Raw genomic sequence first — 14,109 nt, forward strand, 5'->3', positions numbered from 1 at the left:
CCGCCGCAATTTGAGGTTCAATCTCACCTAGCGTTCACGCCGCTTCGATCGGCTCAGACATTCATTCGACGAGGACACAGATGGCACTGAAATCCGTTACAGCCTCTCGCACCGCGCGCACCGCACTCGTGACCGGCGTCGCCTGCCTGTCGCTGCTCGGTGCGCCCGCGTTTGCGCCGGTTCAGGCCAACACGCCGCTGCTGACCGGCCAGACCTCTCTCGCCGATCTTGTCGACCGGGTCATGCCCGCGGTCGTCAACATCTCGGCGGTCACGACCAGCGATACGCGCGGCCGCACGCTGCCCCAGCTGCCGCAACTCGGCCCCGATACGCCTTTCGGCGATCTGTTCGAGGAATTCTTCAACCGTCGCGGCCAGGGTCAGCAGGGGCAGGGCCAGCCCGGCGAACGACAGCAGGGCGAGCGCCAGGCGCCGCAGCAGCGCCGCTCGCAGTCGGCGGGTTCGGGCTTCGTGATCGATGCCTCGGGCATCGTGGTCACCAACAACCACGTCATCGGCGATGCCAACGAGATCACCGTGATCTTCGGCAGCGGCCTGCGCCTCAAGGCCGAGGTCATCGGCAAGGATGCCAAGGTCGATCTCGCCGTGCTGCGGGTGAAGCACGACAAGCCGCTTCCTGCCGTGAAGTTCGGCGATTCCGACGCGATGCGTATCGGCGATCCCGTGATGGCTATCGGCAACCCGTTCGGCCTGGGCGGCTCGGTCTCGTCGGGCATCATCTCGGCACGCAACCGCGATATCAGCCAGGGCCCGTACGACACCTATATCCAGACCGATGCGGCCATCAACAAAGGCAATTCGGGCGGGCCACTGTTCAACATGGCCGGCGAGGTGATCGGCATCAATACGGCGATCCTGTCGCCGACCGGCGGCTCGGTCGGCATCGGCTTTGCCGTGCCGTCCTCGCTTGCCACCAACATCGTGGAGCAGCTGCGCGAATTCGGCGAGACCCGCCGCGGCTGGCTCGGTGTGCGCATCCAGAGCGTCGATGACGCGACCGCCGAGGCTCTTGGCCTGGGTACCGCGCGTGGCGCGCTGATCGCCGGCGTCGACGACAAGGGCCCGGGCAAGCCCGCAGGCCTCGAGATCGGCGACGTGATCACCAAGTTCGACGGCAAGGAGGTCAAGGATTCCCGCGACCTGCCGCGCATCGTCGCCTCCACGCCGGTCGGCAAGGACGTGCCGGTCACGCTGATGCGGAAGGGCAAGGAAGAGGTCAAGACGGTCAAGCTCGGCCGCCTTGAGGACGGCGAGAAGGTCCAGCCGGCGTCGTCCAAGACCCCCGCAGAGCCTGCCAAGCCCGCCGTGACCACCGCGCTCGGCCTCGAATTCTCGCCGCAGACCGAGGAGCTCAAGAAGCGCTACTCGATCAAGGAGGGCACGAAGGGCGTCATCATCACCAAGGTCGATGCCAATTCGAACGCCGCCGACAAGCGGATTTCGGTCGGCGAGTTGATCGTCGAGGTCGGCCAGGAGCCTGTAAACAGCCCCGAGGACGTCACCAAGCGGCTCGATGCGCTGAAGAAGGAGGGCAAGAAGTCGGCGCTCCTTCTGGTCTCCAACGCGCAGGGCGAGGTTCGCTTCGTCGCTGTGGCGATGAACTGATCGCTTCCGGGCGGATTTATGCGAAAAGGGCGGCCCTTGTGGTCGCCCTTTTTCATGTCGTCGCGCCGTCCGAGGGCGCTCATGCAAGGGATGCGTTGGCGCGGCCTGCCGTGCCATGCCAGCGTCCGGCACAGAGATACGGAGAGACATCATGCGTATGAGCGAAATCCCCTTCGGTACGACCGACTGGGCGAGCGTCGAGCCGGAGAGGCATGCCGGCGAGGTTGGCGAGGCGCTCTGGCGCGTGCGCAAGGTTGGGCCCTCAGAGAACCCGATACGCGTGCGCATGGTCGAGTATTCGCCGGGCTACGTCTCGGACCACTGGTGCTCGAAGGGCCACGTCCTGCTCTGCCTCGAAGGCGAGCTTGAGACGACGCTGGAGGACGGCCGCGTCTTCGTCCTGAAGCCGGGCATGAGCTATCAGGTGGCCGACCAGGCCGAGGCGCACCGCTCGACGGCGCCGAAGGGCGCAAAGCTGTTCATCGTCGACTAGCGCGTTGCCGCCATCGCGAGCGTGAGCGAAGCAATCCAGGCGGCGTAGAGCGCAGCTGGTCCTGGTTTGCTTCGCTCACGCTCGCAACGACGGCTTTGGGTGCGTCTTAAGCGCGGACGATGTCGGCGCCCTTGTAGCCTTGCGCATAAAGCAGCGCCGTCAGATCGGCATGGTCGAGCCGGGCCGCAGCGGCCGCAGCGACTGCCGGCTTGGCACGGAAGGCGACGCCCAGCCCCGCTTCCCCCAGCATGGCGAGATCATTGGCGCCGTCGCCCACCGCCAGCGTCTGCGCCGGCGACAGGTTTAGCCGCGCGCGCATCTCGACCAGCGAATCGAGCTTGGCCTGCTTGCCCAGGATCGGCTCCGCGACCACGCCGGTGAGAATTCCGTCCTCGGCCAGAAGCAGGTTCGAGCGGTGCTCGTCGAAGCCGATCGTGGCGCTGATCGGCCCGGTGAACACGGTGAAGCCGCCCGAGACGAGGGCAGTGTAGGCGCCATTGGCCCGCATCGTGCGCACCAGTTCGCTGCCGCCAGGCGTCAGCGTGATGCGCTGGGAGATAATCTCGTCGACGACGCTGAGCGGGACACCCTTCAGCAGGGCGACGCGCTCGCGCAGCGCCGGTTCGAAGGCGATCTCGCCGCGCATGGCGCGCTCGGTGATCCCCGCCACCAGGTCCTTGAGGCCGACATAGGCTGCAAGCTCGTCGATGCATTCCTGGCCGATCATGGTCGAATCCATATCGGCCAAGAACAGCGCCTTCCGGCGGGTTGCCTCCGGCTGGACGATGATATCGACCGCAGCGTCGTCGAGCGCGCGGCGAAGCTCGGCCTCGAGCCAGCGCGCGTCTGTCGCGTCGGTGAGGAGGTCGGCGGCGATTTCGCCGTCGAGCCGCACTAGGCGCGACGACGGCACGACTTGCATCAGCCCGGCGAGCAGGGCATCGCTGAGAAGGGCCTGACCATGGGCGGAAACCAGCGTGGCGACGAGTGTCATCGAGACCTGAGGATCAAAAAGCTGCGGCGTTTGGCGCGGTGCTCATCGCAGGTCCGACAGCGAGCGGCAAGTCCGCGCTCGCCATGGAGATCGCGCGTCGGCTCGGCGGCGTCGTCGTCAACGCAGACTCGATGCAGGTCTATCGCGATCTCAGGGTGCTTTCCGCCAGGCCGAGCGCGGCGGAGGAGGCGGGCCAGCCGCATCGGCTCTACGGCCATGTCGACGGCGGCGAGAACTATTCCGCGATGCGCTACGCCAAAGATGCCGGGCAAGTCCTGGCTGAACTGCAGCGCGGCGGGGCGACGCCAGTTCTGGTCGGCGGTACCGGGCTCTATTTCAAGGCGCTGACCGAGGGGTTCTCGGAGATGCCGCCGGTTCCAGAGGCCGTACGGACGGCGTTTCGCGACCGGGTCGAGGGGCTGGAGACGCCGGCGCTGCATGCCGAGCTGTCCGGCTGCGATCCCGTGACGGCGCAAAGGCTCAAGCCCAACGACCGGATGCGGATCATGCGGGCGCTCGAGGTGATGATCGCCACGGGGCGCTCGCTTTCGAGTTTCCACGGGGAGCGGCGTCCCGGCCCGCTCGATGGGCTGCCCTTGCTCAAGCTCTTCGTGATGCCCGAGCGCGAGGCCATCCGCGAGCGTATCGACCGCCGTTTCGAGGTCATGATGGGGGAGGGCGCGCTCGACGAGGTGGCACGCCTGCACGAGCGCCGGCTCGACCCGCTGCTGCCGGTGATGCGAGCCCATGGCGTGCCGGGCCTGATCGCGCATCTCGATGGCGGCTTGTCCCTCGCCGATGCGATCGCGCGCGGCCAGGCCGACACGCGCGCCTACGCCAAGCGGCAGGTCACCTGGTTCCGGCACCAGATGCCGGACTGGCAGGCTGTCGCGCCCGAGGTTGCGCTCGAGACCGCCCTGCGCGCACTTGACCTCTCGGCCTGAGGCTCAGGCGGCCACGGCCAGGACGGCTTCGGCCAGCCTGATGCAGTCGCGCCCGTCATTCTTGGCGCTGTAGAGCGCCCGGTCGGCGCGTTCGATGAAGGCGGTGAAGTTTTCGCCTGCCTGGTGCGTCGCGATCCCGAAGCTTGCGGAGACCGCGAGCGCCAGCGTCTCCGATACCGGCAAGGCGCGCATCGAGAGCGCGTTCTGGATCCGCTCCGCCATGCGCTGCGCCGCCGCGCTGCCAGCGTCTGGCAGGAAGACGGCGAACTCCTCGCCGCCGAAACGCCCGACGAGATCGCGTGGCGACCGCACCATGCCGAGAAGCAGATCGGCAAAAGCCCGGATCACGGCATCACCTGCCGCATGGCCATAGCTGTCGTTCACACTCTTGAAGTGATCGAGATCGACGATGATCAGCGCGGTGTTCTCGCCACGCTCGGCGCAGGCCGCGATCTCGGCGTTGGCTCGCTCGACGAAGGAGCGCCGGTTGAGAAGCGCGGTCAGCGGATCGGTATCGGCAAGGCGGCGGAGCTCCTGTTCGCGCTCCTCGCGCTCGCCGATCTCCTGCGAGAGGGCCCGGCGCGTAGCGCGTTCCCTGCCGATCTCCAGGGCGAGCGTCGCAGCACGGCTCTGCAAGGTCTGGTTGGCGACCATGAGTTCCGAGATATCGGTCATGGTCAGCACGAGCCCGTCGCCCAGCGGCGCCAATGCGATCTGCAGCCAGGTCAAGCGCCCGTCGAGGCTGAACGAAGTCTCGATCATGTCGGCGCGGCGCAATTCGATGGCGATAAGGCAGCGCTGCCAGAGCGCATCGTCGCGCAGAAATGGCAAGCTCTCGCGAACGTCGCAGTCCTGCAGGTTGTCCTCGGGCCGGCCGGCGATGGCAGCCGCGCGCTGGTTGGCTGTGACGATCACTGCGCGCTCGATCTGCCCGCCGGAGTCGCGAATGGCGCGCAGCGCCACGATCCCCGATGTCGAGGTCTGGAGGATCGCCGTGAGCAGGTCCTCCTGGAAACGGAGCACCCTGCCGAACACGATCAGAAGTTGGCCGCCATCGCGCCTCTGCGTCGGCAGGATCAGTCTTTCCCAGAGGCATATGCCACTGGAGCGCATCGAGCGGTGGACGGTGTAGAGCGGCTTGCCGTCGGCCAGCGCCTGGGCGTAGCAAGCCGCCGTGAAGGTCGCGACCTCGGGGGTCATGATCGAGGTGCGCTTGCCTAGGCGGTTCTCGCCCAGCTGCCGCGCGAGCTCCTCACCGAAGTAGACATAGGTGTACTCGCCGTCGCCCGTCGGGGCGATCACCATCACATCGTCGCCGAAGCGCGGCATGATGGCGGTTGCAAAGGCTTCGTGATCAATGACAGGGGCGGCTTCGCAATGCTGCGCGTAGAGTTGCAGCAATTCGCCGACCTCTGTCGCGTGAGCACGCTCCGCGATATTTTCGGTGTGAACTTCCTGATACATCAGCGACCTGACCCCGACTGGCGCGCACGGTAACCAGCGACGCTTGAGAAAGTGTTCCCTTTGGTCAGGCGATTTGCGGCAACTTCGACTTGCCATCGCGCATGGGCTGCGATGACCGGCCAGCAGCGCATTCCCGCTTGACCGTGGCGAAGCCCTCGGCTAGCGTCCGGCATCGCAAAGGTTTGGATTTCGCTATGCGCAAGCTTATTATCGTACGGGTGCGCTGGTAGGGGCCGGTTCCAAGAGAACCGCGCGTCCCCGACGCCAGCGCATGTTCAGGCCCCTCCGAGGGCCTTTTTTATTGCCGATTTTTCCCCACCCACTTGCTACCCCATCTGCTGCAGGAGAGCGTTATGAGCGAGAAGATGACCGGAGCCGAAATGGTCGTCCGCGCGCTTCAGGATCAGGGCGTCGAACATCTGTTCGGCTACCCCGGCGGCGCGGTGTTGCCGATCTATGATGCGCTGTTCCAGCAGGACAAGGTCAAGCACGTGCTCGTGCGGCACGAGCAGGGCGCGGTTCACGCCGCCGAGGGCTATGCCCGCTCGGGGCCGGGCAAGGTCGGCTGCGTGCTCGTCACCTCCGGCCCCGGCGCGACCAACGCCGTCACCGGCCTGACCGATGCGCTGCTGGATTCGATCCCGATCGTCGTCATCACGGGCCAGGTCCCGACACATCTGATCGGCTCCGACGCCTTCCAGGAGTGCGATACGGTCGGCATCACGCGGTCCTGTACCAAGCACAACTACCTGGTGAAGAGCATCGCGGATCTGCCGCGCATCCTGCACGAGGCCTTCTTCGTCGCGGCCAATGGTCGGCCCGGTCCCGTCGTCATCGACATCCCCAAGGACATCCAGTTCGCAACGGGCTCCTACAGCCGTCCGCGCGACAACCAGCACAAGACCTATCGACCTACGGTCAAGGGCGACCTCAACAAGATCAAGGCGGCCGTCGAGCTGATCGCGTCCGCGAAAAAGCCTGTCTTCTATACCGGCGGCGGCGTCATCAACTCCGGCCCGCACGCCTCGGCGTTGCTGCGCGAGCTGGCGCACCTGACAGGCTATCCCGTGACTTCGACGCTGATGGGCCTGGGAGCGTTTCCGGCCGCTGACAAGCAGTGGCTCGGCATGTTGGGCATGCACGGCACCTACGAGGCCAACCTCGCGATGCATGACTGCGATGTCATGATCAACATCGGCGCGCGCTTCGACGACCGCATCACCGGGCGTCTCGACGGCTTCTCGCCGCGTTCGCGGAAGATCCACGTCGATATCGATCCCTCCTCGATCAACAAGACCGTCAAGATCGACATCGGCATCATCGGCGACTGCGCCCATGTCCTGGAGGACATGGTCCGGATCTGGCGCGAAACCTCGCCGCAGGTCGACAAGACCGCGCTGGCTGCGTGGTGGGCGCAGATCGACGGCTGGCGCGGCCGCAACAGCCTCGGCTACAAGAATTCGAGCGAGATCATCAAGCCGCAATACGCGCTCGAGCGGCTGCATGCGCTGACCAAGGATCGAGATACCTACATCACGACCGAGGTCGGCCAGCACCAGATGTGGGCGGCGCAGTATCTCCAATTCCAGGAGCCCAACCGCTGGATGACCTCCGGTGGCCTCGGCACCATGGGCTACGGCCTGCCGGCCGCCATCGGCGTGCAGATGAAGCATCCGAAGGCGCTGGTCATCGATGTCGCGGGCGAAGCCTCGATCCTGATGAACATGCAGGAGATGTCGACGGCGGTTCAGTACCGGCTGCCCGTCAAGATCTTCATCCTGAACAACCAGTACATGGGCATGGTGCGCCAGTGGCAGGAATTGCTGCATGGCGGGCGCTATTCGGAGAGCTATTCGGAGTCGCTGCCCGACTTTGTGAAGCTGGCCGAGGCCTATGGCGGGCATGGCATCCGCTGCTCCGACCCCGCCCAGCTCGACGCGGCGATCATGGAAATGATCGACAGTCCCAAGCCGGTGATCTTCGACTGCCTCGTCGCGAAGCAAGAGAACTGCTTCCCGATGATCCCCTCGGGCAAGGCGCATAACGAGATGATCCTGCCCGATTTCGAAGGCGATACCGGCGAGATCATCGACGCCAAGGGCAAGCAGCTGGTCTGAAGCACTCCGCCATTGCGAGCGCAGCGACGCAATCCAGAGCCGGCAGCGCTTGATGCCCCCTGGATTGCTTCAATCGCTGCGCTCCTCGCAATGACGCGCAGCGCCGTGCCATGTTTCGGAGCAAGACCATGACGACAATCGGCCTGATCGGCGGGATGAGCTGGGAGTCGACGGCGGTCTATTACCGCCTGCTCAACGAGGGCGTGCGGGCTCGCTTGGGTGGCCTTCATTCGGCAGACGTCATGCTGCACTCGCTCGACTTCTCTGAGGTCGCCGAGATGCAGGCCAAGGGCGACTGGGATGCCGCGGGGAATATCCTCGCCGACAGTGCCCGGCGGCTCCAGAATGCCGGCGTCGGCTGCATCCTGTTGTGCACCAACACCATGCACAAGCTGGCAGACAGCATCACCTCCGCCACAAACGTGCCGTTCCTGCATCTCGCCGATGTCACCGCCAAGGCGATCAAGCGCAGCCCGTCGCGGCGGCCGCTGCTGCTGGCGACGCGCTTCACCATGGAGCAGCGCTTCTATCGCGACCGTCTGGCCGCCTTCGGCGTCGAGACGCTGGTGCCCGATGCCGCCCAGCGCGGCGAGGTTCATCGCATCATCTATGAGGAGCTGTGCCGGGGCGTGGTCTCGCCGGCTTCCAAGGCGCGCTATCTCGACATCGTGGCCGAGGCGGTCGAGCAGGGCGCGGACGGCGTCATCCTCGGCTGCACCGAGATCACGCTTCTGGTCTCGCAGGCCGATTTCGGCATACCGGTGTTCGACACGACGGCGCTGCATGTCGAAGCCGCACTCGATTTCCTCGGGAACGCCGAGAGCGTTGCGGCATGAAGCTCCTGATCGGCAACAAGTGCTACTCGTCCTGGTCGCTGCGCGCCTGGCTGTTGATGCGCGCCAAGGGCCTGCCCTTCGAGGAGATCATGGTCCTGCTCGACCAGCCGGGCTTCAAGGACACGATCTTCCGGCATGCGCCGGGCAGCGGCGGTACCGTCCCGACATTGGTCGACGGTCCGTTCGCGGTCTGGGAGACGCTCGCGATCGCCGAGTATCTCCATGAGAAACACCCCCATCACGGCATCTGGCCGCGCGATGGCGCGGCGCGGGCCCATGCCCGCGCGATCGCCAGCGAGATGCATGGCGGCTTCGGCGCCCTGCGCAACGCCTGCCCGATGAACCTCGGCAAGCGCTACGCAGCCCGGGACCGGGGAGAGGGCGTGGCAAGAGACGTCGCGCGCATCTGCACGATCTGGCGTGAGGCGCGCGAGCGCTTCGGCATCAAGGCGGGCGGCGCCTTCCTGTTCGGCGCCTTCTCGGCCGCGGATGCCATGTTCGCGCCGGTCGTGACCCGGCTCGACACCTATGCGATCCCCGTCGATCCGGTATCGGCGACCTATATGCGCGCAATGCTCGATCTGCCGGCCTATCGCGACTGGCTCGCGGCCGGGCTGTCCGAGCCCTGGGTCGTGGAGCATGACGAGGTCGATGAGCCCGCCATCGCCCAGTTGCGCAAATAACCTGATCCCATCATCTCCCGCTCACAGGTTCTGACATGCCGAATTCTGCTTCCCACTACCCCAATGCCCCGGTCGCCCAGCCCATCGCCCGCCATACGCTGGCAGTGATCGTCGACAACGAGCCCGGCGTGCTCGCGCGGATTGCGGGACTGTTCTCCGGACGCGGCTACAACATCGAGAGCCTGACCGTCTCCGAGACCGAGCATGACAAGCACGTCTCGCGCATCACCGTGGTGACCTCGGGCACGGCCAATGTGATCGACCAGATCAAGGCGCATCTCGACCGTCTGGTGCCGGTGCACCGCGTCGTCGACCTCACCCTCCAGGGCGAGGCGCTGGAGCGCGAACTGGCCCTCATCAAGGTGGTTGGCAAGGGCGATTATCGCGTCGAGGCGATGCGGCTTGCCGCGGCGTTCGGGGCCCGCACGCTCGATGCTTCGCTGACCTCCTTCGTCTTCGAGCTCACCGGTTCGACCGACGAGATCGAGCGTTTCATCAAGCTGATGACTGCCGTCGGTTTGACGGAAGTCTCGCGCACCGGCATCGCGGCCATGAGCCGTGGTCCCGACGCGATGTAATTTCCGGATATCCTTCCCGAACTCTGCCTAGTCTCGCTGCTGCGGGTGAGGCGCGCATGATCGAGCGCCGCGCACACAGGCTTGGCTATCTGGGCTGCCAGCCCGACGGGTTTCCCGGCTTGCGCGTCAGCCCTGATTGCTTTCGCTCCTGGTCGACCATGACGGAGTTGCCATGACCATCTCTCTCGAACAGATCGCGCTCGGGCTCGGCATTCTCGGCTTCGGTTGCTTTGCCTGGCCGATCATCCAGCGGCTCAACGGCCGGGCTTCCGCGGAGGCGCCCGGCAGCGGCAAGAGCCTGCGCTCGCCGGTATGGTGGGCAGGCTTTGTCCTGACGATCGCGGCGATCTTCCTGCAGCGGATAGCGGCGCAGCAGGCTGCCGGGGCCTGACCCGCCTCAGCCGCTGAAGCCGCCTTCGTCGAGGAAGGCGCGCTCCGCCGGTGTCGTGGCGCGGCCAAGCACCGGGTTGCGATGCGGAAAGCGGCCGAAGTCGCGGATGATGTCGCGGTGGATCTCGGCGAACTTGACGCCCTCGGCATCGTCCGACGCGGCGCAAAGGTGGATGCATCGCTCCTGATGGTCGAGGTCTTCGGCATGCATGTAGGGCATGTAGAGGAAACGACGCTCGATCACGTCGAAATCCTGGTCGAAGCCGCGCGCGATGGCGCGTTCTGCGATTCCCAGCGCCTGCGCATCGGTGGCGAAAGCCTGGGCCGAACCGCGAAACAGGTTGCGCGGAAACTGGTCCAGCAGGATCAGAAGGGCATAGCTCCCCTCGGGCGTGGCCTCCCAATCCGACAACTCGCCAGCGGCTGCTGCCAGATGCGTGTCGAGGAAGCGGGCGCGGATCGCAGCGTCAAAGGCCTCGTCCTTCGTAAACCATTTTCCCGGACCGGCTTGCCGCCAGTATCCGGTGACATCGGCAATCGAGGCGAGGTGAGGCAGGGCTGTAGGCATCGCGGCTTCCTGGAGGCTTTCTTCGGTCATCCTGAGATAGGGAGGACGATGGCTGCAAACAATCGCCGGTGCTCCCTTGCGGACCCCGACGCTCTGCGCTAAATGACCGAACCGTAACGTACGGTACGGCAGATTTCGCGGCTTACAAGCGACCATGGCGGCAACGCAGACCACATTCGACAGCGAGCCCGAGGAGCCGACTTCCCGTCAGGAAGCCGTGCTCAATGCCGTGCTCGAACTGATGGTGGAGGAGGGCGACCAACTCACCATGAATGCGGTGGCGCGCCGGGCGAGCTGTTCCAAGGAAACGCTGTACAAGTGGTTCGGCGATCGGGACGGCCTGCTGACCGCAACCGTGCGCTGGCAGGCGGCCCGCGTCCGCGCCGGCGAATACGATCGGCAGACGCTCGATATCTCGGCCCTGCGCGACAGCCTCAAGGATTTCGCCGCCAACTGGCTGACCGTGATCTCGGGCCCGACCTCGATCGCGCTGAACCGGCTCGCGATCGGCCATGCCGCCTCGCGCAAAAGCAATCTCGGCGGCATCGTGCTGGCCAATGGGCGGCTGGCCATCGGCGAACGCCTGCGGCCGGTTCTGGAAGCCGGGCGCGAAGCGGGGCTCCTCGATTTTGAGGATGCCGAGACGACCTTTCGTACATTTTTCGGCCTGGTCGGACGCGACGTCCAGATCCGGCTGCTGCTCGGCGACCGGATGGAGCTCAGCAGCGCCGAGATCGAGCGCGACGCCGCCCGGGCCACAGACCAGTTTCTCGCACTTCACGGACGGGCGAAGCCCGAACCGAAAGCCTGAAAAGACCACCAAACCCCAAGGAAGGACGTTTCAAAATGCGCGTTTATTACGATCGTGATGCCGACATCAACCTGATCAAGGGCAAGAAGGTCTGCATCGTCGGTTACGGCTCGCAGGGCCACGCCCATGCGCTCAACCTGCGTGATTCCGGCGTCAAGGACATCATCATTGCGCTGAAGGCCGGTTCGGCCACCCGCAAGAAGGCCGAGGAAGCCGGCTTCACCGTCATGACCCCGAGCGAGGCTGCAAAAGTCTCGGACATCATGATGATGCTGACCCCCGACGAACTGCAGGGCGACATCTATCGTGACGAGTTGCACGGCAACATGAAGGAGGGCGCCGCCCTTCTGTTCGCCCACGGCCTGAACGTCCACTTCAACCTGATCGAGCCCCGCAAGGACCTCGACGTGCTGATGGTCGCCCCCAAGGGCCCCGGCCACACCGTGCGCTCCGAGTATCAGCGCGGCGGCGGCGTGCCGACCCTGATCGCGATCCACCAGGACGCGACCGGCAACGCCCATGACCTCGGCCTGTCCTACGCCTCGGCCAATGGCGGCGGTCGCGCCGGCATCATCGAGACGACCTTCAAGGAAGAGTGCGAGACCGATCTGTTCGGCGAGCAGGTCGTGCTCTGCGGCGGTCTGGTCGAGCTGATCAAGGCCGGCTACGAGACGCTGACCGAGGCCGGCTACGCACCCGAAATGGCCTATTTCGAGTGCCTGCACGAAGTGAAGCTGATCGTCGACCTGATCTATGAGGGCGGCATCGCGAACATGAACTACTCGATCTCGAACACCGCCGAATTCGGCGAGTACGTGACGGGTCCGCGCATCATCACCGCCGAGACCAAGGCCGAGATGAAGCGCGTGCTGACCGACATCCAGTCGGGCAAGTTCACCCGCGACTGGATGCTCGAGAACAAGGTCAACCAGACCTCGTTCAAGGCCACCCGCGCCCGTTACGCTGCTCATCCGATCGAGGAAGTCGGCGCCAAGCTGCGCGACATGATGCCCTGGATCAAGGCCAAGGCCCTGGTCGACAAGACCAAGAACTGAGCTGCTGCGCCTGAAGCGCCGGGGCCGCCGGAAAGCCCGCAATCCGGTTCATCGGCTTGCGGGCTTGAGTCAGCCCTGCGCTTCAACGCTTTGGCAAGGTTAATGAATCGGTAATTTTGTGAGGGGCGGGTGCAGTGATGCGCCCGCCCTTTCCCGTGTAACGGCACCTTCGCGTCGCCTGAAACCGGAACCTCTGCGGCGGCGGCCCGTTGTTGTTTGCAGGCGGGGACGTAGCGGGAGCAAGACATGGCACGGCAGCAGGATTTCGACGAGCGGGCAGTGCGCGAACACTATCGCGCGCTTCAGGAGCGCCAGGCGAAAGTCGAGGTTGCCGAGCAGAACGATGATGACAGCTGGATATTGCCCGTGTCGCTTTTTGGCGCCTTGGCCGTGGCCCTGATGCTGACCGCGTTCTTGTGAACCGGCCGGGCCGAATACACCTAGGGAGGCGGATATGACGATCGAGGCGGAAGATCGCGCCAAGGCGCAGTCCGAGGGCGTTCGAGGCGGCGATATCGTCAGGCCCATGCGGGCCGATGATCACAGCAGCGCTGATCCTGCAATCGAGACACCAGTCGAGGCGCGCCAGGGCTTCCTGGGGAAGCCGGTGCTGATGGTGTTGTGCGGAGGCCTGCTCCTGACGGTCGTCGCCTGGATCGCGGTTCATTTCCTGGCGTACTAAGCCTGCCCTGACAGAATGTTCCTACGGCACGCAAATCTTTGACCAACGCGATGGAGGCTGACCATGCATATGCTCAAGCTCATCGATGGCCGCGTCGGCGCCAGCATGGCGTTGGCGCTGTCACTTGCGGTTCTGATGGCTGTGGTGCTCGGCCTTGCCTGAGCGGATTGGCGTCAATCAGGGCCACTTCACGCCGCTATGCGTGACGAACTCGGCAAGCCGGCCTGCGCCATAGAGCAGGCCGAAGCCCCAGGCGGTGGATGCGATCCAGTTTGCGATCTGGAACGGCCAGAACGGCATCTGCACGATCCCTGCGACGATGGCGATCACCGCTCGCAGCGGCCCGAAGAAGTGGCCGATCAGGATGCTGGCAACTCCCCATTTCTCGAAGAAGGCGTGGCCCCGCGCGAGCAGTGCCGGATTGTCCTTGAACGGCCAGTGATGGTCGACGCGCGGGCCCAGCACGACACCGGCCCAGTATGAAATCCAGAAGCCACAGCCGGCGCCCAGCGACGCCGCGAATGCCAGGGGAACAAGGTTGAGGCCCGATGCGCCCGCCGCGACCCCGAAGGCGGTGAAGAAGACCGTCGCCGGCACGATCCAGGACAGCACCGCGACGCATTCCGCAAACGCCACCAGAAAGACGATCGGCAGCGCCCATTCCTGGTTGGCACGCATGAACTCGACCAGAGCCTGCATCCAGAGTTCGAACTGAGCCATGATGCGCGGGGTCTCTCGATGCAGGGTCAGGGCTTATCGCTGCGGCAGCACGGTTGTGCAAGCCGACGCCCGAGCCGCATCGTGTCCGACGAAGGGCGGCTTTGCCTTGCTGCCACGATGTCCTAGTCTTCCACCCAAAGACGCAGATC

Annotated in this window: 16 protein-coding genes; 12 read left to right on the forward strand and 4 right to left on the reverse strand. The window is 65.2% G+C overall.

Translation table 11 applies throughout. The annotated features are described in order from the left end of the window. The first annotated feature begins 80 nt into the window (after nt 1-80). Entirely contained in the window at nt 81-1,625 is a 1,545-nt protein-coding gene (locus AC1D2L_RS07030) for a Do family serine endopeptidase (RefSeq protein ID WP_476845114.1), read from the forward strand. Nucleotides 1,626-1,776: 151 nt separating this feature from the next. Next, nucleotides 1,777-2,118 (forward strand): DHCW motif cupin fold protein, encoded by a 342-nt coding sequence (locus tag AC1D2L_RS07035; RefSeq protein WP_476845115.1) that lies wholly within the window; start codon nt 1,777-1,779, stop codon nt 2,116-2,118. Between the two features lie 106 nt (nt 2,119-2,224). On the opposite strand, the gene serB is transcribed toward AC1D2L_RS07035, so the two are convergent. Beyond that, entirely contained in the window at nt 2,225-3,112 is an 888-nt protein-coding gene (gene serB, locus AC1D2L_RS07040; RefSeq protein WP_476845116.1) for a phosphoserine phosphatase SerB, read from the reverse strand. 83 nt (nt 3,113-3,195) lie between these two features. Between serB and miaA the strand changes: the two genes are divergently transcribed. Next, nucleotides 3,196-4,056, forward strand: a complete 861-nt coding sequence (gene miaA / locus AC1D2L_RS07045) for a tRNA (adenosine(37)-N6)-dimethylallyltransferase MiaA (RefSeq protein ID WP_476845229.1) — start codon at nt 3,196-3,198, stop codon at nt 4,054-4,056. Between the two features lie 3 nt (nt 4,057-4,059). Here the strand turns inward: miaA and AC1D2L_RS07050 are convergent, their stop codons facing one another. Continuing rightward, complete coding sequence (locus AC1D2L_RS07050; RefSeq protein WP_476845117.1) at nt 4,060-5,520, reverse strand: GGDEF domain-containing protein; 1,461 nt, start codon at nt 5,518-5,520, stop codon at nt 4,060-4,062. A 353-nt stretch (nt 5,521-5,873) separates the two neighbouring features. On the opposite strand from AC1D2L_RS07050, the gene AC1D2L_RS07055 reads away from it, so the two are divergent. From AC1D2L_RS07055 to AC1D2L_RS07075, 5 genes are all read left to right on the forward strand, one after another. Then, nucleotides 5,874-7,637, forward strand: a complete 1,764-nt coding sequence (locus AC1D2L_RS07055) for an acetolactate synthase 3 large subunit (protein WP_476845118.1) — start codon at nt 5,874-5,876, stop codon at nt 7,635-7,637. 128 nt (nt 7,638-7,765) lie between these two features. Next, the gene (locus tag AC1D2L_RS07060) at nt 7,766-8,473 is read left to right on the forward strand and encodes an aspartate/glutamate racemase family protein (protein ID WP_476845119.1); all 708 of its coding nucleotides are present in this window, start codon (nt 7,766-7,768) and stop codon (nt 8,471-8,473) included. After that, nucleotides 8,470-9,156, forward strand: a complete 687-nt coding sequence (locus AC1D2L_RS07065) for a glutathione S-transferase family protein (RefSeq protein WP_476845120.1) — start codon at nt 8,470-8,472, stop codon at nt 9,154-9,156. Before AC1D2L_RS07060 ends, AC1D2L_RS07065 begins: the two co-directional genes overlap by 4 nt. A gap of 35 nt (nt 9,157-9,191) precedes the next feature. Further along, entirely contained in the window at nt 9,192-9,734 is a 543-nt protein-coding gene (gene ilvN, locus AC1D2L_RS07070; RefSeq protein WP_476845121.1) for an acetolactate synthase small subunit, read from the forward strand. A gap of 172 nt (nt 9,735-9,906) precedes the next feature. Continuing rightward, nucleotides 9,907-10,125 (forward strand): hypothetical protein, encoded by a 219-nt coding sequence (locus AC1D2L_RS07075; protein WP_476845122.1) that lies wholly within the window; start codon nt 9,907-9,909, stop codon nt 10,123-10,125. Nucleotides 10,126-10,131: 6 nt separating this feature from the next. On the opposite strand, the gene AC1D2L_RS07080 is transcribed toward AC1D2L_RS07075, so the two are convergent. Continuing rightward, entirely contained in the window at nt 10,132-10,692 is a 561-nt protein-coding gene (locus AC1D2L_RS07080; protein ID WP_476845123.1) for a DUF924 family protein, read from the reverse strand. 154 nt (nt 10,693-10,846) lie between these two features. Here AC1D2L_RS07080 and AC1D2L_RS07085 point away from each other — a divergent pair, with 154 nt between their 5' ends. The 4 genes from AC1D2L_RS07085 to AC1D2L_RS07100 all read left to right on the forward strand — a co-directional run bounded on the left by AC1D2L_RS07085 (nt 10,847) and on the right by AC1D2L_RS07100 (nt 13,240). Next, on the forward strand, nt 10,847-11,503 hold the full coding sequence (locus AC1D2L_RS07085; RefSeq protein ID WP_476845124.1) for a TetR/AcrR family transcriptional regulator: 657 nt from the start codon (nt 10,847-10,849) through the stop codon (nt 11,501-11,503). 35 nt (nt 11,504-11,538) lie between these two features. Beyond that, entirely contained in the window at nt 11,539-12,558 is a 1,020-nt protein-coding gene (gene ilvC / locus AC1D2L_RS07090; RefSeq protein WP_476845125.1) for a ketol-acid reductoisomerase, read from the forward strand. 246 nt (nt 12,559-12,804) lie between these two features. Beyond that, nucleotides 12,805-12,978, forward strand: a complete 174-nt coding sequence (locus AC1D2L_RS07095; protein WP_476845126.1) for a hypothetical protein — start codon at nt 12,805-12,807, stop codon at nt 12,976-12,978. 34 nt (nt 12,979-13,012) lie between these two features. After that, nucleotides 13,013-13,240: a hypothetical protein gene (locus AC1D2L_RS07100; RefSeq protein WP_476845127.1), complete on the forward strand. Its 228-nt coding sequence runs from the start codon at nt 13,013-13,015 to the stop codon at nt 13,238-13,240. A 177-nt stretch (nt 13,241-13,417) separates the two neighbouring features. On the opposite strand, the gene AC1D2L_RS07105 is transcribed toward AC1D2L_RS07100, so the two are convergent. Beyond that, nucleotides 13,418-13,960: a DedA family protein gene (locus tag AC1D2L_RS07105; RefSeq protein WP_476845128.1), complete on the reverse strand. Its 543-nt coding sequence runs from the start codon at nt 13,958-13,960 to the stop codon at nt 13,418-13,420. Nucleotides 13,961-14,109: the final 149 nt, after the last annotated feature.

It is taken from the genome of Allobosea sp. P1_B10 (genome assembly GCF_056406735.1).

What these genes read in the sequence shown, in the direction of transcription:
- AC1D2L_RS07030 (WP_476845114.1), top strand. Translation starts at nt 81, where the DNA reads ATGGCACTGAAATCCGTTACAGCCTCTCGCACCGCGCGCACCGCACTC.
- AC1D2L_RS07035 (WP_476845115.1), top strand. Translation starts at nt 1,777, where the DNA reads ATGCGTATGAGCGAAATCCCCTTCGGTACGACCGACTGGGCGAGCGTC.
- serB (WP_476845116.1), bottom strand. Translation starts at nt 3,112, where the DNA reads ATGACACTCGTCGCCACGCTGGTTTCCGCCCATGGTCAGGCCCTTCTC.
- miaA (WP_476845229.1), top strand. Translation starts at nt 3,196, where the DNA reads ATGGAGATCGCGCGTCGGCTCGGCGGCGTCGTCGTCAACGCAGACTCG.
- AC1D2L_RS07050 (WP_476845117.1), bottom strand. Translation starts at nt 5,520, where the DNA reads ATGTATCAGGAAGTTCACACCGAAAATATCGCGGAGCGTGCTCACGCG.
- AC1D2L_RS07055 (WP_476845118.1), top strand. Translation starts at nt 5,874, where the DNA reads ATGAGCGAGAAGATGACCGGAGCCGAAATGGTCGTCCGCGCGCTTCAG.
- AC1D2L_RS07060 (WP_476845119.1), top strand. Translation starts at nt 7,766, where the DNA reads ATGACGACAATCGGCCTGATCGGCGGGATGAGCTGGGAGTCGACGGCG.
- AC1D2L_RS07065 (WP_476845120.1), top strand. Translation starts at nt 8,470, where the DNA reads ATGAAGCTCCTGATCGGCAACAAGTGCTACTCGTCCTGGTCGCTGCGC.
- ilvN (WP_476845121.1), top strand. Translation starts at nt 9,192, where the DNA reads ATGCCGAATTCTGCTTCCCACTACCCCAATGCCCCGGTCGCCCAGCCC.
- AC1D2L_RS07075 (WP_476845122.1), top strand. Translation starts at nt 9,907, where the DNA reads ATGACCATCTCTCTCGAACAGATCGCGCTCGGGCTCGGCATTCTCGGC.
- AC1D2L_RS07080 (WP_476845123.1), bottom strand. Translation starts at nt 10,692, where the DNA reads ATGCCTACAGCCCTGCCTCACCTCGCCTCGATTGCCGATGTCACCGGA.
- AC1D2L_RS07085 (WP_476845124.1), top strand. Translation starts at nt 10,847, where the DNA reads ATGGCGGCAACGCAGACCACATTCGACAGCGAGCCCGAGGAGCCGACT.
- ilvC (WP_476845125.1), top strand. Translation starts at nt 11,539, where the DNA reads ATGCGCGTTTATTACGATCGTGATGCCGACATCAACCTGATCAAGGGC.
- AC1D2L_RS07095 (WP_476845126.1), top strand. Translation starts at nt 12,805, where the DNA reads ATGGCACGGCAGCAGGATTTCGACGAGCGGGCAGTGCGCGAACACTAT.
- AC1D2L_RS07100 (WP_476845127.1), top strand. Translation starts at nt 13,013, where the DNA reads ATGACGATCGAGGCGGAAGATCGCGCCAAGGCGCAGTCCGAGGGCGTT.
- AC1D2L_RS07105 (WP_476845128.1), bottom strand. Translation starts at nt 13,960, where the DNA reads ATGGCTCAGTTCGAACTCTGGATGCAGGCTCTGGTCGAGTTCATGCGT.